The sequence below is a fragment of the Neobacillus sp. PS3-34 genome (assembly GCF_030915465.1).
In the GTDB taxonomy this organism is placed as follows: Bacteria; Bacillota; Bacilli; order Bacillales; family Cytobacillaceae; genus Neobacillus_A.
The window spans coordinates 1621454-1642382 of the sequence record NZ_CP133267.1; the positions used below are offsets into that span (position 1 = coordinate 1621454).

At 41.6% G+C, this 20929-nt stretch carries 17 protein-coding genes, 5 pseudogenes and 1 riboswitch; of the genes and pseudogenes, 9 read left to right on the forward strand and 13 right to left on the reverse strand.

Features of this window, described 5'->3' with window-relative positions; translation table 11 throughout:
• Window positions 1–3: 3 nt before the first annotated feature.
• The gene (gene hutH, locus RCG23_RS08355; protein WP_308179323.1) at window positions 4–1524 is read right to left on the reverse strand and encodes a histidine ammonia-lyase; all 1521 of its coding nucleotides are present in this window, start codon (window positions 1522–1524) and stop codon (window positions 4–6) included.
• A gap of 294 nt (window positions 1525–1818) precedes the next feature.
• On the opposite strand from hutH, the pseudogene RCG23_RS08360 reads away from it, so the two are divergent.
• A pseudogene (locus tag RCG23_RS08360) lies at window positions 1819–3908 on the forward strand (DNA topoisomerase 3).
• A 19-nt stretch (window positions 3909–3927) separates the two neighbouring features.
• Window positions 3928–5197: pseudogene (locus RCG23_RS08365) on the forward strand (MDR family MFS transporter).
• A 374-nt stretch (window positions 5198–5571) separates the two neighbouring features.
• Here RCG23_RS08365 and RCG23_RS08370 read toward each other — a convergent pair.
• Together RCG23_RS08370 and RCG23_RS08375 are read right to left on the reverse strand one after the other, a co-directional pair.
• On the reverse strand, window positions 5572–5847 hold the full coding sequence (locus RCG23_RS08370; protein WP_308179324.1) for a hypothetical protein: 276 nt from the start codon (window positions 5845–5847) through the stop codon (window positions 5572–5574).
• Window positions 5832–5969 carry a hypothetical protein gene (locus tag RCG23_RS08375; protein WP_308179325.1) on the reverse strand — a complete coding sequence of 46 codons (138 nt, stop codon included), beginning with the start codon at window positions 5967–5969 and terminating at the stop codon, window positions 5832–5834. The genes RCG23_RS08370 and RCG23_RS08375 overlap by 16 nt, the downstream gene beginning before the upstream one ends.
• A gap of 219 nt (window positions 5970–6188) precedes the next feature.
• Between RCG23_RS08375 and RCG23_RS08380 the strand changes: the two genes are divergently transcribed.
• Window positions 6189–7421 carry an aminopeptidase gene (locus RCG23_RS08380; protein WP_308180008.1) on the forward strand — a complete coding sequence of 411 codons (1233 nt, stop codon included), beginning with the start codon at window positions 6189–6191 and terminating at the stop codon, window positions 7419–7421.
• A 93-nt stretch (window positions 7422–7514) separates the two neighbouring features.
• On the opposite strand, the gene RCG23_RS08385 is transcribed toward RCG23_RS08380, so the two are convergent.
• The 3 genes from RCG23_RS08385 to RCG23_RS08395 are packed head-to-tail and all read right to left on the reverse strand — an operon-like array spanning window position 7515 to window position 9816.
• Entirely contained in the window at window positions 7515–8813 is a 1299-nt protein-coding gene (locus RCG23_RS08385) for a hypothetical protein (protein ID WP_308179327.1), read from the reverse strand.
• A 15-nt stretch (window positions 8814–8828) separates the two neighbouring features.
• The gene (locus RCG23_RS08390) at window positions 8829–9209 is read right to left on the reverse strand and encodes a DUF6114 domain-containing protein (protein WP_308179328.1); all 381 of its coding nucleotides are present in this window, start codon (window positions 9207–9209) and stop codon (window positions 8829–8831) included.
• 34 nt (window positions 9210–9243) lie between these two features.
• Window positions 9244–9816, reverse strand: coding sequence for a DUF6230 family protein (locus RCG23_RS08395; RefSeq protein ID WP_308179329.1), 573 nt, complete (start codon window positions 9814–9816; stop codon window positions 9244–9246).
• Window positions 9817–10017: 201 nt separating this feature from the next.
• Here RCG23_RS08395 and RCG23_RS08400 point away from each other — a divergent pair, with 201 nt between their 5' ends.
• Complete coding sequence (locus RCG23_RS08400) at window positions 10018–11490, forward strand: helix-turn-helix transcriptional regulator (RefSeq protein ID WP_308179330.1); 1473 nt, start codon at window positions 10018–10020, stop codon at window positions 11488–11490.
• Between the two features lie 82 nt (window positions 11491–11572).
• Here the strand turns inward: RCG23_RS08400 and queF are convergent, their stop codons facing one another.
• Entirely contained in the window at window positions 11573–12070 is a 498-nt protein-coding gene (queF, locus tag RCG23_RS08405) for a preQ(1) synthase (RefSeq protein ID WP_308179331.1), read from the reverse strand.
• Window positions 12071–12140: 70 nt separating this feature from the next.
• Window positions 12141–12187, reverse strand: a riboswitch (PreQ1 riboswitch).
• A 177-nt stretch (window positions 12188–12364) separates the two neighbouring features.
• Between queF and mscL the strand changes: the two genes are divergently transcribed.
• The 4 genes and pseudogenes from mscL (at window position 12365) to RCG23_RS08425 (ending at window position 14696) form a co-directional block, all read left to right on the forward strand.
• Window positions 12365–12775: a large-conductance mechanosensitive channel protein MscL gene (gene mscL, locus RCG23_RS08410; protein WP_308179332.1), complete on the forward strand. Its 411-nt coding sequence runs from the start codon at window positions 12365–12367 to the stop codon at window positions 12773–12775.
• Window positions 12776–12847: 72 nt separating this feature from the next.
• Window positions 12848–13482 (forward strand): annotated as a pseudogene (locus RCG23_RS08415) (Bax inhibitor-1 family protein).
• A 147-nt stretch (window positions 13483–13629) separates the two neighbouring features.
• Window positions 13630–13899 (forward strand): hypothetical protein, encoded by a 270-nt coding sequence (locus tag RCG23_RS08420; RefSeq protein WP_308179333.1) that lies wholly within the window; start codon window positions 13630–13632, stop codon window positions 13897–13899.
• A gap of 80 nt (window positions 13900–13979) precedes the next feature.
• Window positions 13980–14696: a TrkA C-terminal domain-containing protein gene (locus tag RCG23_RS08425; RefSeq protein WP_308179334.1), complete on the forward strand. Its 717-nt coding sequence runs from the start codon at window positions 13980–13982 to the stop codon at window positions 14694–14696.
• Window positions 14697–16062: 1366 nt separating this feature from the next.
• On the opposite strand, the gene RCG23_RS08430 is transcribed toward RCG23_RS08425, so the two are convergent.
• The 6 genes and pseudogenes from RCG23_RS08430 to safA form a co-directional block, all read right to left on the reverse strand.
• On the reverse strand, window positions 16063–16695 hold the full coding sequence (locus RCG23_RS08430; RefSeq protein ID WP_308179335.1) for a response regulator transcription factor: 633 nt from the start codon (window positions 16693–16695) through the stop codon (window positions 16063–16065).
• A pseudogene (locus RCG23_RS08435) lies at window positions 16688–17730 on the reverse strand (sensor histidine kinase). The gene RCG23_RS08430 and the pseudogene RCG23_RS08435 overlap by 8 nt, the downstream one beginning before the upstream one ends.
• Complete coding sequence (gene liaF, locus RCG23_RS08440; RefSeq protein ID WP_308179336.1) at window positions 17727–18461, reverse strand: cell wall-active antibiotics response protein LiaF; 735 nt, start codon at window positions 18459–18461, stop codon at window positions 17727–17729. The pseudogene RCG23_RS08435 and the gene liaF overlap by 4 nt, the downstream one beginning before the upstream one ends.
• Window positions 18462–18548: 87 nt before the next feature.
• Window positions 18549–19184 (reverse strand): PspA/IM30 family protein, encoded by a 636-nt coding sequence (locus RCG23_RS08445; protein WP_308179337.1) that lies wholly within the window; start codon window positions 19182–19184, stop codon window positions 18549–18551.
• Between the two features lie 40 nt (window positions 19185–19224).
• Window positions 19225–19570, reverse strand: a pseudogene (locus RCG23_RS08450) (flagellar basal body rod protein).
• A gap of 133 nt (window positions 19571–19703) precedes the next feature.
• Window positions 19704–20327, reverse strand: a complete 624-nt coding sequence (gene safA, locus RCG23_RS08455) for a SafA/ExsA family spore coat assembly protein (RefSeq protein ID WP_308179338.1) — start codon at window positions 20325–20327, stop codon at window positions 19704–19706.
• A gap of 206 nt (window positions 20328–20533) precedes the next feature.
• Between safA and RCG23_RS08460 the strand changes: the two genes are divergently transcribed.
• A complete protein-coding gene (locus RCG23_RS08460; protein WP_308179339.1) occupies window positions 20534–20914 on the forward strand; it encodes a DUF1360 domain-containing protein in 381 nt (126 codons plus the stop codon).
• Window positions 20915–20929: the final 15 nt, after the last annotated feature.

Here is a 20929-nt window from a genome sequence, read left to right on the forward strand (position 1 = left end):
TTTTTACTGGTCAATCTTTGTTAATGGACTAGTGTGAGCAGTCCAATCCATCGTTTTCAACCAGTCAGAAGATGCCTGGATATCGTGGGAGAATATCCGGTCCTGGCTAATTGTTGGTACGATATTTCTTCCCTGCTCATAGAAGTATTTTGTCTGAGAAGCTGCTTTTTCAATCCCCCTGTATTCAAGAGCCTGCATGGCACATATGAGCTCAATGGCAAGTACATTCCTCGTATTCTGGATGATTTGATATACATGTCTTGCCGCAATCGTTCCCATGCTGACATGGTCTTCCTGATTTGCGGATGAAGGGATAGAGTCGACACTCGCCGGATGGGCAAGCGTTTTGTTTTCTGAAACGAGAGCTGCTGCTGCATATTGCATAATCATCGCTCCAGACTGTAATCCCGGTTCCGGGCTAAGAAATGGAGGCAGATCGTTTAATTGCGGATTGACCAACCTTTCAACTCGCCTCTCGGAAATATTTGCGAGCTCTGCGACCGCTATTTTCATAAAATCCATCGCAAAAGCGATTGGCTGTCCATGGAAATTCCCGCCTGAAATAACCTGTTCTCCATTATCAAAAATAAGCGGATTATCGGTCGCTGCATTTATTTCAATCTCCAGCTTTTCTTTTACATAATCAAGAGCCTGCCAGGAAGCCCCGTGTACCTGGGGAATACACCTTAAAGAATAAGCATCCTGAACTCTTATTTCTCCCTGCCTGGTCGTTAACTTGCTATCGCTTAAATATCCACGTATTCGAGCAGCCGTCTCAATTTGCTGTCTGTATCCCCTTGCGATATGAATTTCTTCCGCAAAGGCATCAATAATTCCATTTAACCCTTCAATCGTCATCGAGGCAATCAGCTCGCTCTGTTTAGCGAGCTGCTCTGCCTCGAGATAAGCAATGACTCCCATCGCTGTCATTGCCTGCGTTCCATTTATCAATGCCAGTCCTTCCTTTGCTTCCAGTATAATCGGGAAGATTCCCTCCTCCTGGAAAGCATCCTTTGTGTCCATTCTTTTTCCTTTATAAAATACTTCCCCTTCCCCAATCAGCACGAGGGCAAGATGGGAAAGCGGTGCCAGGTCACCGCTTGCTCCAAGAGAACCTTGCTGCGGAATGACCGGGATAATATTTTTATTCGTGAGCTCCACCAGCCGCTCGATTATTACCGTCCGGACCCCTGAATACCCTTTTAAAAGTGCGTTTGCCCTTAGGAGGAGCATTGCCTTTGAAACACACTCCGGAAAGGGTTCTCCAACTCCGCAGGCATGGGAACGAATTAAATTCAGTTGAAGGTCTCTGACGTGCTCCGCATCAATCAGGACATCGCTGAATTTTCCAAAGCCAGTATTGATGCCGTAAACGACTTTTTTCTCGGCAACTATCCGCTCAACTGCCTCCCTGCTCCTTTGCACAGCTTCCATACTTTCAAGGGAAGCATGTATTTTTTTATTATGAAAAATTACCTCTTTTACCTGTTCAAGATTTAACGTTTGACCTGTTAGCACAACCATATTTCTCACCTCTAACGCATTAGTTAAATAAAGAAAGAGGCTGGGATTCAAATCATTCTCCGATTTGAATCCCAGCCTCTTTTATAAAAAACACCCGTGATTGAACGTACATAGTCCATCATCCCTTTTTCACTCGAAACATTTTTCTAAATTTACAAATAATTATCTATCTTTATTGTATGTATTTCCTAATCATTTTGTCAATGCGTTTTCCCATGGGGCGCTATTACAAAAAAACTGTGATTTCCGTTATACTGTAAAAAGGTTAAACTTGCCTCAATGAAAGGAGCATATATGAAATCTCTTGTACTTGCAGAAAAACCAAGCGTGGCTCGGGAATTGGCCGTGTGCTTGGATGCAAACAATCAAATAAAAGCTATATCGAAGGCGACCAATACATTGTGACATGGGCACTTGGCGATTTGATCGAATTAAAAATGCCCGAACACTACGATAATAAATACAAAACATGGAATCTTGAGGATTTACCGATCATCCCTCCAAAAATGGGCTTGAACGTCATCAAGCAGACAAGCCATCAGTACCGGGCCATTGAAAATCTGGCAAAACGGAAAGATGTTAAAGAGTGCATCATCGCAACTGACGCAGGTCGTGAAGGTGAGCTTGTCGCAAGATGGATTCTGGAAAAAGTCCGCTGGAACAAGCCGATTAAAAGGCTTTGGATATCTTCACAAACAGACCTGGCCATTAAGGACGGGTTCAGGCAGCTTAAACCAGGAAAGCAATTTGATGACCTATACCACTCTGCCGTATGCCGTGCTGAAGCGGATTGGCTCATTGGCCTCAATATCACGAGGGCATTAACGACTAAATATAAGGATCCTCTTTCTGCTGGCCGCGTTCAAACTCCTTCACTTGCCATGGTGCTGGAACGAGAACAGCAAATCCAAAAGTTTGTTCCAAAGGAATACTGGACAATTAAAGCAGATATTGGCCCATTCACAGCAGAATGGGAGAAAAATAATGAAAAACGAATTTTTGAAAAAGAAACCGCGGAGAACATTGAGAAGAAAATAAATGATGCTAAGGCTGTCATTGAAAAAATCGAGCGGAAGCGAAAAAATGAACCACAGCCACTGCCATATGACCTTACGGAATTGCAACGGGATGCCAATAAACGATTTGGTTTTTCTGCCAAGAAAACCTCAAATGTGCTTCAGCGCCTGTATGAGCAATACAAACTCGTCACCTACCCAAGAACAGATTCCCGGTATTTGACTACCGATATGGAGGCCACCATGGTAGACCGCCTTCATGGAATGAGTTCCGGCTACAATGATGAAGTTCGCCCTTTGCTTGCAAACAAGGGAAAAGTGATTGGAAAGCGTGTTTTTAATAACGAAAAGGTCACTGATCACCATGCCATTATTCCGACAGAAGAAAGACTGGTCCTTAGCAGCCTTGATAATGATGAAAGAAAGCTTTATGACCTGATTGCGAGAAGGTTTCTTGCACTCTTCTTTCCAGCCTATGAATACGAAACCATTCAGACCGTTTTTAAAGCAGAAGGAGAAACCTTGAAGGCGAATGAAACACTTGTAATTAATCCTGGCTTTAAGAAGGTTTTAGGCAAGGAAGATGCACCCCCTTTAAAGCAAGCTGTGCAACAGCTGACTCAAGGCCAGTCCTTTACTATTAAAAATACTTCACTTCAGCAAAAGTGGACCGAACCGCCTTTACGCTATTCGGAAGCCGACATTCTTGGACAGATGGAGAAATTCGGACTCGGCACACCGGCTACGCGTGCGGAAATTATTGAGCGCCTTGTAGAAACGGAAGTGGTTGAACGCCAAAACGGACGTTTTTATCCAACGAAAAAAGGCAAGCAGCTAATTGAGCTTGTAAACGATGAATTGAAATCACCTGAACTGACTGCAGAATGGGAAAAGGAACTGGAACTGATTTCAAAGGGAAAGGCCGATCCTAAAGCCTTTTCTCAAAAAATCCGCCGCCAGACGGAACAGCTTGTTTCCGAGGTGAAAGCAAGCGACAAATCGTACAGGGCGCATAATTTGACTGGCTCCAAATGTCCTGAGTGCGACGCATTTTTAAAAGAAAGAAATACAAAAGAAGGAAAAATCCTTGTCTGTTCCAATCTGGAGTGTTCATATCGCAAGCGGAAGGATCCAAAGCTATCGAACCGCCGCTGTCCGCAATGCCACAAAAAGATGGAGCTTCATGAAGGCAAAGCTGGCGTCTACTTCCAATGCCGCCGCTGCAATGTTGTCGAAAAGGCAGAGGAAAAGAAAAAAGCCGTCAATAAGCGGGAAGAACGGAAGCTCGTTCAAAAATATACACAAAAAGAAGATTTCGGCACCAGCCTAGGTGACCTGCTGAAACAAGCTTTGAATAAGGAAGAATAAGTTTTAAACGAGGAATTTTATGAGGATTAAAGATTGGGATTCAAATCTTAAGGTTCGCCTGTTTGGCGAAGCGTTAATGAATATTACATTTTGGATGTTTTTCCCCTTTTTGACGATTTATTTTGCTGATGAGTTTGGAAAAAGTAAGTGGCCTGCTGCTTATTTTTTCACAGGTATTTTCGGTCTTTGCCAATCTGATGGGTGGCTATTGTGCTGACAGGTATGGGAGAAAACGGATGATGGTTCTTTCGGCGATTGGGCAGGGGCTGGCGTTTATGTTGTTTGGCTTTGCCAATTCACCCTGGCTTCACTCTCCCTGGCTGAGTTTTGTGTGCTTCGCTGTTGCCGGAGTCTTCGGTGCCATCTATTGGCCGGCAAGCCAGGCGATGGTCGCTGATGTCGTGGAAGAAAAAGACCGAAGCTCGGTTTTTGCCATTTTTTATACTTCCATAAATATTGCCGTCGTCGCTGGACCGATTCTGGGTGCCATTTTTTATGTCAGGTATCCATTTCAGGTAATGCTCACAGCTGGTGCAGTATGCCTACTCTTGGGGTTTATTCTCACTAAATGGACGCGCGAAACTGCTCCAGCAATAAAAGAAGATCTGAAGCACAACGGAAAGTGGTATTATTTTTTGCAAAACCAAATGAGAGACTACACCGTTATTGTTAAGGATAAAACCTTTCTTTTCTTTATCCTTGCTGGTGTGTTAGCTGCCCAGACGTTTATGCAGCTCGATTTATTGATCCCTGTTTATATCAAGGATGTGATGAAGAGTCAAACACTCCTTTCCATTGGGAGCTGGTCATTCACAGTTAAAGGTGAGCAGGCATTTGGACTTATCCTTTCTGAAAACGGGCTTTTAGTAGCATTGCTAACGGTTTTTGTCACTAAGTGGATGCTGAAGTTTAAAGAACGGGATGTGTTTGTGATTGCTTCAATCGTATATGCAGCCGCTATTTTATACTTTGGTCAAACACAGTGGATTTGGGGATTTATTTTAGCTATGGCTCTTTTCACGTTTGGAGAGCTGATGACAGCAGGTCTGCAGCAAAGCTTTGTATCGATGCTTGCACCTGAACATATGAGGGGACAATATTTTGCCGCTGCCAGTCTTAGATATACAATCGGCAGGACGATTGCCCCGCTATCCATCCCGATGACTATCTGGATGGGCTATAAGTGGACATTTATTGCCCTCTCCCTGCTTTCATTATTTAGTGCCGTGCTGTATTGGCTAATGTTTGTTATTTTTGAAAAACAGAAACAGGAAAAGGGGCTGGAATAGCCCCTTTTGTGTCGTCTAGAAATTATCAAGTTAAATGATGTAGAAACCTTCTACAAATTGTATTAATCTAGCTCCACAAGGAAAGCTTCGGCAGCATATGCTTCACACGAAGAAAATGCGATAGCTTTTTCGAGGAGCACCCAGCCACTTTTCACCTTTGAATAACTCCATTGAATATCTTGATTCAAGCATGACCTTTAGGTGATGCTTGGAGCAGCTCGGGGTCATAAGCCAAATCACTCCAGAAATCAGGACAAGGAACGCTTCGGCAGCATCCGCATCGCACGAAGGAAAAGCGATAGCTTTTCCGAGGATGACTGCGTGATTCGTCTTATGCCTGTCGGGGCTAACCAGGGCGCTTGCGCCTTTTGTTTTTATACTGCTTTATTATTTTCCGTATATTTAAAGGTCATAAGCACAAATAAAATAAAGCTGATGAGCAGAATGGAACCACCAACAATAAAAAAGACCATGTCAAAAACCTTTGGCAGACCAAAAGGATGGACATTATACAGCCACATGCCGATTGTTAATCCAATTGACCCGATAATCGACGACCAAACTTGAAAGAATGCAAGCTTTGAGCTTTGCGGTACCTGATATAGGCGGTAGTAGACAGAAAATGCAAATAAACTCAGCCAGCCAACCACAAGAATATGCGCATGGATCGGCCTGAGGACATAATCCCCGGCCCCGCAATATGTGAACCCATAAATGCACCTATTAATGCGTAAATGGCAGCGGTTCTTAATAATAAAATATGATATCTCATTCCAATTCCCCCTGTTGTCCCTTTCAATCTGACACATGTGTCGATAATGATTATAACGAATATTCCTCTTATCGTCGAGTAATAAAGTCAGGTTATTTTTTATGGGTTTATAGAATAATATGATTGAGCAAAGCTTGTATGTTCATACCCCTTTTTGTTTCTTTTTCCCATTAAAAAAGTTAAAATGTATATGAAGATTCTGAAAAAGGAGATTATATGATGACTGAATTTCAAAGTAACTTAGAAAAATACGCTGAATTGGCTGTGAAAGTCGGCGTAAATATCCAGCAAGGCCAGACATTAGTAGTAAATACAACTCTAGATGCGGCCGAGTTTGTCCGCGTTGTGGTAAAGAAGGCATATGAGGCCGGAGCTGGGAATGTCGTAGTTAACTGGAATGACGATATTGTTTCAAAAACAAAATATGACCTTGCTCCAGACGAAGCATTTAATGAGTATCCAGTATGGCGTGCGAAGGAAACGGAAGATCTTGCGGAAAATGGGGCAGCCTTCATGTCAATTGTTTCTTCCAGCCCTGATTTGTTAAAAGGTGTTAATCCTGAAAGAATATCAAGCTTCCAAAAAGCAGCGGGCAAAGCTTTGTCAAAATATCGTAAATACATACAATCCGATAAGGTCAGCTGGACAGTAATTGCTGCTCCGTCTGCTGCTTGGGCTGCAAAAGTATTTCCTGAAGCTCCTGCAGAAGAACAGGTCGGAAAGCTGTGGGATGCCATCTTTAAAGCAACTCGTGTAGACAATGAGAATCCAGTTGATGCCTGGAAGAAGCACGATGAAACACTTCATGAAAAAGCCAATTATTTAAACGATAAGCGCTACCATAAACTTGTATATAAAGCGCCGGGTACCGACTTGTCTATCGAGCTTCCTGAAGGGCATATCTGGATTGGGGCTGGCAGCATTAATGAGAATGGCAAGGAATTCATGGCCAATATGCCTACTGAAGAAGTCTTTACTGTTCCTTTAAAAACTGGTGTCAACGGAGTTGTTTCAAGCACAAAGCCGCTGAGCTATGGTGGAAATATTATAGACCGTTTCTCATTAACCTTTGAAAACGGCCGAATTGTCGATGTTAAGGCAGAAGAAGGCGAAGATATCCTGAAACGCCTTGTAGACACCGATGAAGGTTCGCATTATCTTGGTGAAGTGGCACTAGTTCCTTTCAACTCACCTATTTCACAATCAAACACCCTTTTCTTTAATACATTGTTTGATGAGAATGCATCAAACCATCTTGCGATTGGAAGTGCCTATGCATTCTGTATCGAAGGCGGCAAGAAAATGTCCTCAGAAGAGCTTGAGAAAAACGGGTTGAATGAAAGTATCACCCATGTTGATTTTATGATTGGTTCAGCAGAAATGAATATCGAAGGCGTCACAGCAGACGGAAAAACTGAAGCCATCTTCCGCAATGGAAATTGGGCGTTTTAATTAAGAAAAAAACTAATCAAACGTTTGTTTAAAAACTAATCAAACGTTTGATTAAGAACAAAAAAGCAGGAAATCAGCGATTTCCTGCTTTTTCTATGGTCCAAAAATAACTGATCCGTCTGGTTCTTTTAGTATTTTTTCACGAGCCGCCTCTAGCTCCTTCATAGGATCGTCTCCGCTCTTTTGTCCAAACAGATCAAGAAGTCCTCCTTGCACATTTAGCAAACCGTCCTCCCACTTTTGTAAAAAACTGGCTGTTTTATCGTTATTACATAGTTGGTTCAATGGCTGTTTATTTTTTAATGCTTCATCGATTATCACGAGGGCGGTTTCTTTTGTAATCTGCCCGTTTCCTTCATCAATTTTTCCGCAAGCTATCTCCAGTGGCTGTGCAGCTGTTTGTTTTACCGGTTCAACCACAGGCTGAACAGCACCCTTGACAGGACTCAACACCTTGCCAACTGTATTACCTGCCGTTTTCGTTATCGGCTCGAGCGGCTTTGCCACTTTTCTAATCGTCTCATCGACAGGCTTTAAAACTGGTTTTAGAGGTTTTGTAATCTTGCCGACAGTTTCGTTAAGCGGTTTTGTCATTTTCCCTACCGTGTCCTTGAGGGGTTCAGTAATCGGTTCAAGCGTTTGAGTAACTTTTCCTACTGTATCCTTAACCGGCTGTGTTATTTCCTCAACTGGTTTTGCCACGTCTGTCAGCTTCTCTCCAGCCTGCGTTAATTCATCCCCAATCGGTTTATTAACAAGGCCTGATTGATCGCTAGCCTGATCACAGGTTAACGGCAAATGCCCGCTCGTAATCCTATCAATCTCTTTTTCTGCCTGCCTGATCGGCAGCAGTCCCATTTCTTTCAAGACCTTTATCGTCCCAGGCTTATCTGGCCCTGCACTGCCTGATATTATGTTTAAAGCTAGGTGGTCAATATTGCTGTCCTCCGCATTCATATAGTGCACTACCATCACTACCTTTTCCATCTCCGCTTCCGGAATAAGGGTGCCGGCATTTAAACAAGCTCCCTGAAAGGTAATCGCAGATGTATCAACCGTCATGCCTTTGACCTCAACTGGCCCACTCGCCTTTAGTGTTACACTTACAGTGCCATTAGGAGTTTGAAGCCTCTTCGTTAATTTCATTCCATAAATAGTAGCAGATTTGTACTGAATACGCAGCATCGGTTCTCCGCTGGAAGCTGATGTCTCCTGCATGATAAGAGAAGCATTCATGCCAGTACCGGCAACCCTGTCTGCTTCAATGATAAAACCGTCTGCGTTTTTATCGGATGTTTCTGCAGACACACCAAGTGAAAAAGTAGTCAGGAGGACCAGCTGCAAACATACACCAAACATAAATATCCTGTTTGTGAAGAGATTCAACCCCATATATCTACCCCCTTTTTAACCTGTATGGACAGTTTTATCAACCATCCTGGGCGACGCCTTCTCCTTGACAGACTCCACAGCTGGAACGATCCGCCAGGCAATTAAAAGTGATCCGCCAATAATTCCAAAGATTGTCCCAAATAAAAAGCCGCCAAGTGCTCCAATAACAGATAATATGGACAGGAAAATGGTGAAAATCCCGAGCATTTTTGCAGAGCCTGGAAAAAACAGAGCCATTATCCCTATTAATGTTATCAAGCCGCCAAAAAGGAGGCCGATAACAGCAATTGAACCTGGTAAAAATGTACTTAAATAGAGGTTAAGGGGAACCCATAAAATCATCAGGCCACTAATTATGGTGATGGCCGCACCCCAGATGGCAGGCTTTTTCTCCATTTTTTCTTTTCCATGTATACCACCCCTTTTTTCCCTACTTCTTTATTCTTTCAACAGTAAGCCTCATGCCGTTCATACTAATTGTTTTTTGGAAAAGATAGTGCGTTTTCAGACTCGCATTTTCCAAAATAATATTCGAGGATGTTTGCTGGAACTGCTTTGTCCAGTCATCGCTTTTCTTTTCCTGTACGGTTAGGTTCTGGAATTTTGCATTGGCCTTTATCAGTCCCGCATCCTGCTGCAAACCTGAAATCTGTACGGGCTTTGAAGCCACAATTTTAACTCGAATCCACTGTCCTCCTACTTTAAAATCCTTATATAATTGCAAATTATCAATCGTAAGATTATCGATTAGGTTCGTGCCTTGAGGCGCCGATGTCTCACTGCTCGTTTCTCCCATCTTCGGATAAAATTTATATCCAGTCCCTTGCAATTTATCAAACTTTACATAGAAGTCACCTACACCGGCAATCGGAACAGCATATGCCACACCAGATAAACCAAATGATACTAAAAGCAGACCTAGCAGCAGTACCCCGGTAGCCATAGATGTCCAGAAAACTTTTTTATTCGTAGAACCCTCAACTAGCTGAACCGTACTTTCCATAAACGCCCTCCTATTTTTTAAATTTTAAGAAAATTCATCCTTCCTTTACCTTACCCCGCTTCTTTTGAAACTACTACTACGGAAAATATCGTGAATTTAGTTTGACCCCCGTTAAATGTCGGGTATTAAACCATTGACACTCAAATCAAATTATAGGCAGACGAATTTTTTTTAAAAGTACCTGGTAATGGAGGCTTAACGATGGAACGAAAAGTGGAAAATCTCGTATTGACTGGGCTGGAGCTGTTAGGAGAATGTGAAAAGCCGTTTATTAAAGATTGGGAAACGATCTACTCCACATTGAAAAGACGCCATTATCCTTTTATAGAAGAGATGAACTACATGCTGCGCTTTAGCTTTCAGCTGCTTTCAAAGAAACGGCTGGAAAATGCCGATTCATTTATACTCTCCCTAATGGCAGAATGGAGGATGCGCTTCTCAGAGGACTACGATGATTTTAATGCTGTCTTCCTCGTAACTTTAATTGAAAACCTCTTTCATAAATGCCTATCAGATAAATCTAATTCTGATTTTTTACAGCACCAAGCTATCCAATCTTTTTTTTCAAAAATACTTGATCATTCCCTGCTGGAGCAGGAAACGGAAGATCGGACAGAAAAATGGGCAAGAATGATTATCGCTTCGAATATTTTTCCAATGAAATGGCTGGCAGTGGTGAAAAAGGAAAATAGAGATGTAAAAATCGAGAAGGTGGTTTGTTCCGGAGAACATCAAGCATCACAGCAATTGGTCGACATGTGTTCGAGTTTAAAAGCGGATGAGATAAACGTTCTCTCGCTTGCCGTAAGCAGATTGCTGAGTCGCTCTGAAGAAAATCATCAGGAGGTAATCCATATCCCCTGTTTGACTGATTCACTGTTGATTTGTACGGATGAATTAAGGGAGGATATTTCGGAGCAGCAAATCGAGTTTGTGAGAAAAATGTATCTTCGTCAGCAAAAGCTACACCATCTTGAATCAAAAATCGAATGGAAGGATGCAGCGCTTCTTTTCCTTCAACGGCTTATGGGGGCAAATACCGCAGAAACTGCCATACAGGCTATAAGCGACGGACTGGTTGACTATATGCCGTTTAAACGCTGCTCGCTCTACCTTTATGCCCCGGATGACACGAAAAGAAAGGGATGCTATGTTAATGAAGACGGAATGCACCTGCCGATATTAAAAAATCATCTGGAAACTTTAACACACGCCCAGCCACTGTATGTATCAAATGCTGCCGAGATTCTTCCTGAAAAATATATACATGAGCACCGTTTGAAATCTTTAGTTATTGTTCCACTTTTTGTTCCTGCAAAAAATCAATTGATAGGATTGGCTCTTTTAGACAAGGGAGAAGCCTCCGAGTTTGGCGTCAGCCATCAGACGCTTACAGCGTTGATCAAATTGGGCCATTATGCCGGTGAATTGCTTTATCCCTTCTGGAATGAGGCTCTGCAACAGTTCAGGAAACAAAAGAGCATCCTATCCGAGCGGGAAAAAGAGGTTCTGAAATTGATAGCTGAAGGCGCCTCAATAAATGAAGCTGCTGACCGCCTTCATTTAAGCAGCTACACCGTACGGGATTATGTATCCGCAATCATCCAAAAACTCGATGCCAAAAACCGAACTGATGCAGCTGTTAAGGCGTTGAAAATGAAACTGATTTCCTAGACATCTATGAATCAAGCAATCCGAAATGAACGTAAAAGAGCAGCCCTCAATATGAAGGCTGCTCTTTTTTTGTAATATGTGCTTAGCGGTTATCAATTTTTTCAGGATATAAATCGTGGTTCATTAAACGGTATTCAGCCATTTGTTCGTATTTGGTGCCTGGCTTTCCATAGTTTGTATATGGATCAATGGAAATGCCGCCCCTTGGCGTGAATTTCCCCCAAACCTCAATATATCTTGGGTCCATAAGCTTGATTAAATCATTCATGATGATATTCATGCAGTCCTCATGGAAATCCCCATGATTCCTGAAGCTGAATAGATATAATTTAAGTGACTTGCTTTCCACCATTTTCTCACCTGGAATATAACTGATATAAATCGTAGCGAAATCAGGCTGCCCTGTTTTCGGGCACAGGCTCGTAAATTCAGGGAAATTAAGTTTTACAAAGTAATCACGGTTTGCATGTTTATTATCGAATGCTTCTAACACCTCGGGAGTATAATTAAATAAGTATTTTGTTCCCTGGTTGCCTAGAAGTGTTACACCTTCCAATTCATCGTCTGTTCTACCTGCCATTTTGATTGCCTCCTTATAGTAAACTGTACAAAATTAAAAGCCATATCCTAAGGATATGGCTGAATTCTCCATTTCCATAGTTTTTTATAGAGGGTATCTGCTATGAACCTCTTCGGTATACGCGGTACAGTGTTTTTTCTTGACATAGTTAATATAGAGAAAAAGAACATAAGTGTCAACCGGTATTATTTTGTTATTTCCTTCTTTCGCAGGCACTTGCAAAAAGAGTTGTATCGGGGTTACAATTTCCTCCTAAGGATAAGCTGTGTTTATTCAGTCCAGGAGGATTTTATAATGTTGAATGAATTTAAAAAATTCGCTATAAAGGGCAATGTTATTGACCTTGCCGTGGGCGTAATTATTGGCGCTGCTTTCGGAAAAATTGTTAATTCTATGGTCCAGGATATGCTGATGCCGCTGATTGGCCTATTAATGGGCGGAATCGATTTCACCGGTCTTTCGATAAAGGTTGGGAGTGAGGAATTAAAATACGGCCTATTTATTCAGACGGTTGTCGACTTCTTTATTATTTCATTCTCTGTTTTTATGTTTGTAAGAATCATTACTCATTTTAAAAGAAAAGAAGAAGTTAAAGAGAAAGCTGTAATTATAGATAAAAAAGAGGAATTATTGATGGAAATCAGGGATTTATTAAAAGAAAGAAAAGAAAATGAAACTTCTAGTCCATCTTATCCGTATGAATAAATAAAATAGCACAGTTTTCCGGCGGTTTTGCCCGCTGCTGAGCTCGATAACTTTAATGAGGTGAAGATTTATATGTATGCACAAACATCCAATCAATATATGCCTTCTGTAATGAGGACATTTGCCCTATCCCTTGCTGTTGCCCTGCTTGGAACAATGGCGGGAGTATTGGTTCCAGCAGGTTTATTTTTACCTCTGGCCATCCTTGAAACCGTATTGCTCCTTTTCGCGTTCTTTCTACGGCGCAGGAAGGCAATATCCTATACCTTTCTTTATGTTTTCACATTCTTATCCGGAGTAACTACCTTTCCAATTGTTACTCATTATATGGCAACTGCTGGAGCGAATACGGTTTTTCTCGCGCTTGCAACGACAGTAACCGTTTTTTCCGGCTGGCTCTTTATGCTTCTAAAACAAAAAAAGATCTATCCTTTTTAGGCGGAATGCTGCTGGCAGCACTGCTTGCCCTGATTGCGATCTCAATTTTCTCTATTTTCTGGCCTCTAAGCTCTACAGGTATGCTCGCGTACTCATTTATCGGGGTTTTAGTTTTCAGCGGGTATGTTCTATTCGATATCAATCGTATGAAGCGTTACGGTGTAAGGGCTGAAGATGTCCCTTTGATGGCATTGAGCCTATACCTCGATTTTCTTAACTTGTTTATCAGCCTTCTGCGCATTTTCGGAATAATTTCAAGCAGAGATTAATAATGCAATATATGTGGGCAGCCATCCGGCTGCCCTTTTTGTGTAATGTGGTGATAAATAAAGAAGAGGGGTTTTTTATGCCAGAAAATTGGGTACATATAATAGTAAGATGATATAAACAACTTTAATCAAGGAGGATGATTCAACATGAAAAATTCTCGTACAGTCGGTTCATATGTGCTCGCAGGTGCAGGGATTGGGGCTCTTTTATGGGTTGCGTTCAAACCAAACAAAGAAAGCTTTCAAGGAATGCTTCAAACAGTAAAAAACAAGGTTATCCCTTCGAAAGCAACACAAGGGCTTCCGATTGAAAAAGCCGGTCTTTCAGACCCGATGGATATTGATGATAATAAAATGGTTAGTGAAGGCTCGATGTATGGTGTGCATTATTATAACAAGAATGAACAGGATGCCTAAGGGAGCACGTTTCCTTTAGGCTTTTATCGTTTTCACTTTACATATACCTCTTGTATCCGGGATGATGGAGGCTTATCCAAATGGATTATTTATTTATAGTTATTTATATTTTTATCGTTCTGGCCGTCATTGAACTCAATGTTATTTTTTTTACCCTTACAGGGCTCGAAAAGCATATTTCAAGATTCCAGGTTATTTCGATGCTTACCGGTACTGGTTTTACTACCGGAGAATCCGAATTGATCATTTCACATCCTGTCAGAAGAAAGTTAAGTGCATTTTTGATTCTTTTCGGTGCGTTTTCATTGGCCGTCATTATATCATCGATCAGTAATATATTGGCCAAAAACTTTTTCACACTGGAAATTGCCTACGGTGCGGCTTTCCTTATTATCCTTTTAGCCGTATTAAAAATTCCTGGGCTGCAAAATAAACTTTCCAAAAAGTTTAAAGGAGAAATGAAAAAGAAGTATGAGCTCGAGGATTTGCCCATTCGCGATGTTTTTTTAACGAATGAAGACAACTATTTTGTAGAGGTTCCAATACACGAATCCTCCCCTAGTATTGGTCTTACCTTAAGGGGAATAATTAATGAAGAAGATGACATTAATGTCCTGTTTATTAAGCGTGGCAGTGTTGTAATCCGTACCGAAAGACTGGATACCGAACTCCAGGCTGGTGATAAGGTGCTGCTGTATGGAGACAAAAGCGTACTAAGGGATAAATTCAATGAAGAAATTACGGCCCATGAAGAAAAAATAATAAAGGGTAAACAAGCCGAGGTAGATCATTTATAACCATGACGTTCCCAGTCCAGCCGGGAACTTTTTTTATGTAATAAATATTTTTTGTTGAAAAATAAATTTTCATTTCGTAACCTTTGTTACTTCTGTAATAATTTGTGCTCCACTTAGAGGCTACTCAAGGGAAGTTTTGGTGAAAACAGAGGTCTCGAATTCAAATTAGTAGCTAATTCGGACAGGTTTGATTAAATTAAGGGCAGTCGAGTCTGAATCAGGGGTCTATTTGTACCGGTTTGATGGCAAAAAGGGCAGTCGAGTCCGAATCAGGGGTCTATTCGGACAGGTTTGATGGCAAAAAGGGCATTCTAGTCCGAATCAGACGTCTATTCGGACAGGTTTGATGGCAAAAAGGGCAGTCTAGTCCGAATCAGACGTCTATTCAGACAGGTTTGATCAAATTAAGGCCAGTCGGGTCCGAATCAGACGTCTATTCAGACAGGTTTAATCAAATTAAGGGGATTCGAGTCCGAATCAGAGATCTATTCGGACAGGTTTAATCAAATTAAGGCCAGTCGAGTCCGAATCAGGGGTCTATTCGGACAGGTTTGATGGCAAAAAGGGCAGTCGAGTCCGAATCAGACGTCTATTCAGACAGGTTTGATCAAATTAAGGCCAGTCGAGTCCGAATCAGACGTCTATTCAGACAGGTTTAATCAAATTAAGGGGATTCGAGTCCGAATCAGAGATCTATTCGGACAGGTTTAATCAAATTAAGGCCAGTCGAGTCCGAATCAGGGGTCTATTCGGACAGGTTTGATGGCAAAAAGGGCAGTCGAGTCCGAATCAGGGGTCTATTCGGACAGGTTTGATTAAATTAAGGGCATTCGAGTCCGAATCAGAGGTCTATTCAGACAGGTTTGATCAAATTAAGGCCAGTCGAGTCCGAATCAGAGGTCTATTCGGACAGGTTTGATTAAATTAAGGGCAGTCGAGTCTGAATCAGGGGTCTATTCGGACAGGTTTGATGGCAAAAAGGGCAGTCGAGTCCGAATCAGGGGTCTATTCGGACAGGTTTGATTAAATTAAGGGCAGTCGAGTCCGAATCAGAGGTCTATTCGGACAGGTTTGATTAAATTAAGGGCAGTCGAGTCCGAATCAGAGGTCTATTCAGACAGGTTTAATCAAATTAAGGGGATTCGAGTCCGAATCAGAGATCTATTCGGGATGGTTTAATCAAATTAAGGCCAGTCGAGTCCGAATCAGAGAATTTCGGTACAAACTCTAAATATTAGAATTTGTGCAGAAAAAAGCATTCTTTGCGAAAACAGCCAAAATAAAAGAGCTAATGTAATTATCATTAAGCTCTCTACAATAGTTTTTAGTTTTAATTAGCTCCGCTACTTGCTTTTTTTCACATATGCTACTCAACCATTGAGTGTTTGAATGCATAAATAACCGCCTGGGTCCTGTCCTGTACCTGCAGTTTGCTGAGAATATTGCTGACATGGGTTTTAACTGTTTTTAACGCTATAAATAAAACGTCAGCAATTTCCTGGTTTGTCTTGCCTTCTGCCATCAGCAGCAGGATTTCAAGCTCCCGCCCTGTCAGCTCTTCGTGGGGCAGATGCTGGTTCTTCTGGCGCATTTTCAGCATCATTTTACCAGTTACCTCCGGTTCAAGCACAGATTGCCCATGGTAGGTTGAGCGTACCGCCTCGGCAATTTCACTTGCTTTGGAGGTTTTTAGCATATAGCTGGTCGCACCTGCCTCAAGTGCCGGATAGACTTTTTCATCATCAAGAAAGCTCGTTACAATGATGACCTTCGCCTCAGGCCACTGCTCTACAATCTGCTTTGTCGCTTCGATGCCATCCATTTCCTTCATCACCAGATCCATTAAAATGATATCCGGACGAAGTTCAAGAGCTAATTCCACTCCCATCTTTCCATTATCTGCTTCCCCGACTACTTCAATATCAGGCTGTGCCGATAAATAAGCGGAAACACCGATTCGCACCATTTCATGGTCATCCACAAATACTACTCTAATCATTCGCACCATCCCCATTTACCATTGACGGAACCTTCACTTCAAGGCGCGTGCCCTTATTTTTTACGCTGACAACCTTTAATGTTCCGCCTACTTCTACTGCCCGTTCATGCATATTCTGCATCCCGTATGAGCCTGCTTTTTCTTCCTCTTGAAAACCTATCCCGTCATCGACGATTCTCATAATGATAAGGTCTTCACGTTTAATTAATAGGACCTCAAGACTGGTTGCCTTCGAGTGCCTGAGCGTGTTGGAAACTGACTCTTGAAGAATGCGAAAAAGATGGTCTTCCACCCCTTTATCGAGCGGGAACGGTTCCACCTTCCAATGAATATCCATTGTTACCTTCTGAGATAATTCGATTAACAGCTCTTCAATTCCTTCCTGAAGCGTTTTCCCTTTTAAAGCGACAGGCCTGAGGTGAAGAAGCAATGCTCTCATTTCAAGCTGGGATTGATGAATCATTTCTTCAACCATTTTTAGCTGCTTTGCTTCTCGGTCGGTTCTTTCAGTTTGGACTTCATTAATTGCTGACATCATCATTGAAGCAGCAAAAAGCTGCTGGCTGACAGAGTCATGGAGCTCCCTTGCCAGTCGGTTGCGCTCACGGGATACAATCTCCTGAATACGGCTTTCGACATCCTCGACCTTTTCTGTGGCAAGGCGCTGGGAAAGCATGACCTGTTCGGCTATTTGTTTTCCGATTTTCTCAATTCTAAGCGTTATGGGTTGAAAATCTGTATTCACCGGCATTTCTTTTAACTCGGCGTGCCTGCCTCTTCTAGCTGGAAAAGAGACTGATCCAGTAAATGAAGCTGTTTCTTCCAATATAAACCTGAGACTGCACCAAAAAGGATGCCAATCGAAACACTGATAACAGGGATGAAAATGACAAACGGGATATCCATAAGATGCCGGTTCCATAAATCAGACCATCTCTCTAATGGAAACACTATTATATAGGCGGCCGAGAAAACAAGGGCAAGCAAAAACGCAAAACTTGCAGCCCAAACGATTTGACGCTGCAAAATACTCATATACGGCTCACCTCTAAACTGCCAACAGCAAGTGAGGTAAAGATTTTAATTTTTTGTACAGCTTGTTCATAACCAGGAGTTTGCACATGAAGAACCTGATTAACCATTCTGCTATCCTGTATTCCAAAAATAGTCGTTGAGCCTGCTATTACAGAATGATGAATGCTTAATTCTATTTCATATGGTACGAGCACCCGGATATTGCCTATAAAATTACGGATAAAAACAACTGTTTCTCCCTTAGGAAGCACCGTATAGCTGAAATCAATCACAGTATCGCCAATACCAGCTTGAATATTAATATCATTCCACTCAAAAGAGTGTTCTGGTGTCTTTTGTTTGCCAAACAGGATATTTTCAAAAAGCGGTTTGGTTCTAATGATCGCTTCATTTGTTTTCTCATGATTGGGTTCTTGGATGATAGGATCTATTTTTTTAGGATTCTTCTTCGACTGTCCAAACTGAATAACAAAATGTATAAGAATGGCTACTAATAAGAATCTAAAGGTCACTAGTTTAAAAATACTGGAGCAGGCAAGGATGATTCCTCCCCAAAAAAGGAATTTTCCCTTTTTTTTCGAAGCCCTTTTCCGCCCAATATAAATCATTAAACCTGAAAAAAACAGGGAAAAGATAAGCCCTTTGTTATAAAAGGTTACATCGAGAATTAATATAATGCTGCCAATTAATACAACCCAACTGGGGTAATCATCTTTAAGTCTACTAAACATCCGCTTTCCTCCCCCCATTGGCCGATTTTCTAAAAAGACGTGTGAACCACGCCTTTTTAGAATACCATGTTTTTCCTATAAAATGGACTAGCTTTCTTCAACTTTCATTTCTTTTTCAAGCTGGGCGATACGAGCATCGATGGTATTGCGATAATAGGAGCTATTGACCTGATGTTCTAGCCTGTCAATAAAGCTTTCTGCTTCCTGGAAGCCAGAAAATGCTTTTTTTGAGAACGTATTTTCTTCAAGAACTTTGTTAATACGATTATGGGCACGTGTGATATTTTCTCGACCCATTAGTTCCATCCGGCGGATATTCATATCCTTTAGCTTATGCTTCATTTCCCCGTATTTCCTTTCCAATTCCTCCAGCTGCTGCTTTGCCTGTTGAAGTACATGGCTAAGACGCTGGGCACGTTCCGCATATTGGCTATGTTCTTGGGATGCAAAATCATACAGGGTTGTTTCTCCAGCTTTGGAGGCAATGTCCGCCTGGTGTTTCCGCTTTTCAGCAAGCTCAACGGCATGGTCATACTCACGTGTGAACTCCTCTTTTAATGCATTTTGGCGTTCCAACAACTTTCGTACCTTTTCCGTTTCCTGCTCACACTGGCGCAGATATTGGTTCAGCATCATGATAGGGTTTTGCTTTTCCTTTTGATCCAGTGCTTCATGTAAATCGGCGTAAACAGCATTTTTAATTTTTGTTAATAAGTTTGACATGGGTATCTCTCCTTTAGAAATAATAGTTTTTGGTTAGTAATTAATAATGTTTCAGGTCGTTCCATTGCTTTTCAAAATTCATAAAGGGATCATTTTCTTCTTTAACGCTTTCTGTCTTGTTATTCCATTTTTTATAAACTAGATAGAGAACATATGCCGCAATAGCTCCAATGATAGCTGGAGCATTGTGAAGGGGAGGCCATCAGGACGATAAATCCAAGGATTCCTAAACCGACTTTCCCCCTCTTCGTTTCTGCCTTTAAAAATTGCTTCAGGATGAAGTACAGAATCACCAGGCTGACAGCCAAGCCTACCATGGGGCCGATTGTTGATATTAACACTAACGCTGCGATCCCTCCTGCGATAAGTAAACCAAATTTTTTCATTTTGTTTCCTCCTTCCTTTCTTGATTTCATCTTACCTTTATTCCAAATATCTCATAACGAACTCCAGCCAGATTTTTAAATAAGACCTGAGACGTAGAAAGGGTCAGCCCTAAAGGACTGACCCTCTTCCATCTTATTTAGAAATAAACATTTGTGACCAATAATACCGTTGCGCCCCACCCTTTGAATATCCAACCCCAATGCGTGTGTAATTGCGGCTCAGGATGTTTGCCCTATGTCCTGGGCTGTTCATCCATGCCTGTACAACCATTTGAGGGGTTGCCTGTCCTGCAGCGATGTTTTCTCCAGCGGATCTGTAGGCAATCCCAAAGTTTTTCATCATCGTAAAAGGATCGCCGTATGTTGGGCTAGTGTGAGAGAAATAGTTTTTGTCTCTCATATCATTTGCCTTATAGCGTGCAACCCTGGACAATTCCCAGTCAGCCGTAAGTGCTGGCAGTCCATTTTTTGTCCGTTCTTGATTGGTCAGCTGGATGACCTGTTGTTCAATGCTTTTAGTTGCATCATAGCTGGGAATGTTCACTTTCTCTCCGGGATAGATCAAGTTTGGATTCTTAACTTGCGGGTTGGCTTGAATGATTTCCGAAATGCCAACCTGGAAGCGGACAGCAATTTTCCAAAGAGAATCCCCAGGCTGTACAGTATACAACTGCTGCGCGAATGATACGCCAGGCAAGCAAAACAATGAGAGTAAAAATAAGAAACTAAACAAACTGAACAAATATGATTTTTTCATTTTTCCTCCTCCTCCGAATATATATTTTTGATTTTCAGTCTAAAATATACAGGTTTCTGAATTATTTTTAAGAAAATAAAATTTACTTGCATTGTATTCAAGAAATATTCCAATTGAGGGTTAAGGAGTTTCCTTGGCGGGAAACTGAAAGGGAGGAAAAAATAAAATGGATTACGGATAACAAATGAGATTTTTGGAGGATTAAAATGGAGCATGTTTCTTGGATGACCTACATTATGCTGATTTTAGCCAGCTATCGACTGACACATTTAATCGTTTTTGATAAAATTACCGAATTTATCAGAAGACCTTTTGTCAAAAAAGTGAAAGTGGAAACTGAAAATGGAACAAAGTCAAAAGAGGTACCTACCTCCATGTTTGGCTACCTTCTGAAATGCTATTGGTGCGCGGGAATCTGGAGTGCAATTTTTCTTGGTGGCGCCTATCTGCTGTTTCCCAAAATGGCATTCATTCTTATATTGATCTTATCCATTGCTGGCGGACAATCTATTATCGAAACCTTTGTCGGGGTGAATATCAAGAAAGTAGAATATTATGCAAACAACACTAAAAACGAAAAAAAATAGCACATCCCTAAAAAT

Coding starts and splice junctions, on each gene's coding strand:
- hutH (WP_308179323.1), bottom strand. CDS start 1,524: ATGGTTGTGCTAACAGGTCAAACGTTAAATCTTGAACAGGTAAAAGAG.
- RCG23_RS08375 (WP_308179325.1), bottom strand. CDS start 5,969: ATGAGATATCATATTTTATTATTAAGAACCGCTGCCATTTACGCATTA.
- RCG23_RS08380 (WP_308180008.1), top strand. CDS start 6,189: ATGACTGAATTTCAAAGTAACTTAGAAAAATACGCTGAATTGGCTGTG.
- RCG23_RS08385 (WP_308179327.1), bottom strand. CDS start 8,813: ATGGGGTTGAATCTCTTCACAAACAGGATATTTATGTTTGGTGTATGT.
- RCG23_RS08390 (WP_308179328.1), bottom strand. CDS start 9,209: ATGGAGAAAAAGCCTGCCATCTGGGGTGCGGCCATCACCATAATTAGT.
- RCG23_RS08395 (WP_308179329.1), bottom strand. CDS start 9,816: ATGGAAAGTACGGTTCAGCTAGTTGAGGGTTCTACGAATAAAAAAGTT.
- RCG23_RS08400 (WP_308179330.1), top strand. CDS start 10,018: ATGGAACGAAAAGTGGAAAATCTCGTATTGACTGGGCTGGAGCTGTTA.
- queF (WP_308179331.1), bottom strand. CDS start 12,070: ATGGCAGGTAGAACAGACGATGAATTGGAAGGTGTAACACTTCTAGGC.
- mscL (WP_308179332.1), top strand. CDS start 12,365: ATGTTGAATGAATTTAAAAAATTCGCTATAAAGGGCAATGTTATTGAC.
- RCG23_RS08420 (WP_308179333.1), top strand. CDS start 13,630: ATGAAAAATTCTCGTACAGTCGGTTCATATGTGCTCGCAGGTGCAGGG.
- RCG23_RS08425 (WP_308179334.1), top strand. CDS start 13,980: ATGGATTATTTATTTATAGTTATTTATATTTTTATCGTTCTGGCCGTC.
- RCG23_RS08430 (WP_308179335.1), bottom strand. CDS start 16,695: ATGATTAGAGTAGTATTTGTGGATGACCATGAAATGGTGCGAATCGGT.
- liaF (WP_308179336.1), bottom strand. CDS start 18,461: ATGTTTAGTAGACTTAAAGATGATTACCCCAGTTGGGTTGTATTAATT.
- RCG23_RS08445 (WP_308179337.1), bottom strand. CDS start 19,184: ATGTCAAACTTATTAACAAAAATTAAAAATGCTGTTTACGCCGATTTA.
- safA (WP_308179338.1), bottom strand. CDS start 20,327: ATGAAAAAATCATATTTGTTCAGTTTGTTTAGTTTCTTATTTTTACTC.
- RCG23_RS08460 (WP_308179339.1), top strand. CDS start 20,534: ATGGAGCATGTTTCTTGGATGACCTACATTATGCTGATTTTAGCCAGC.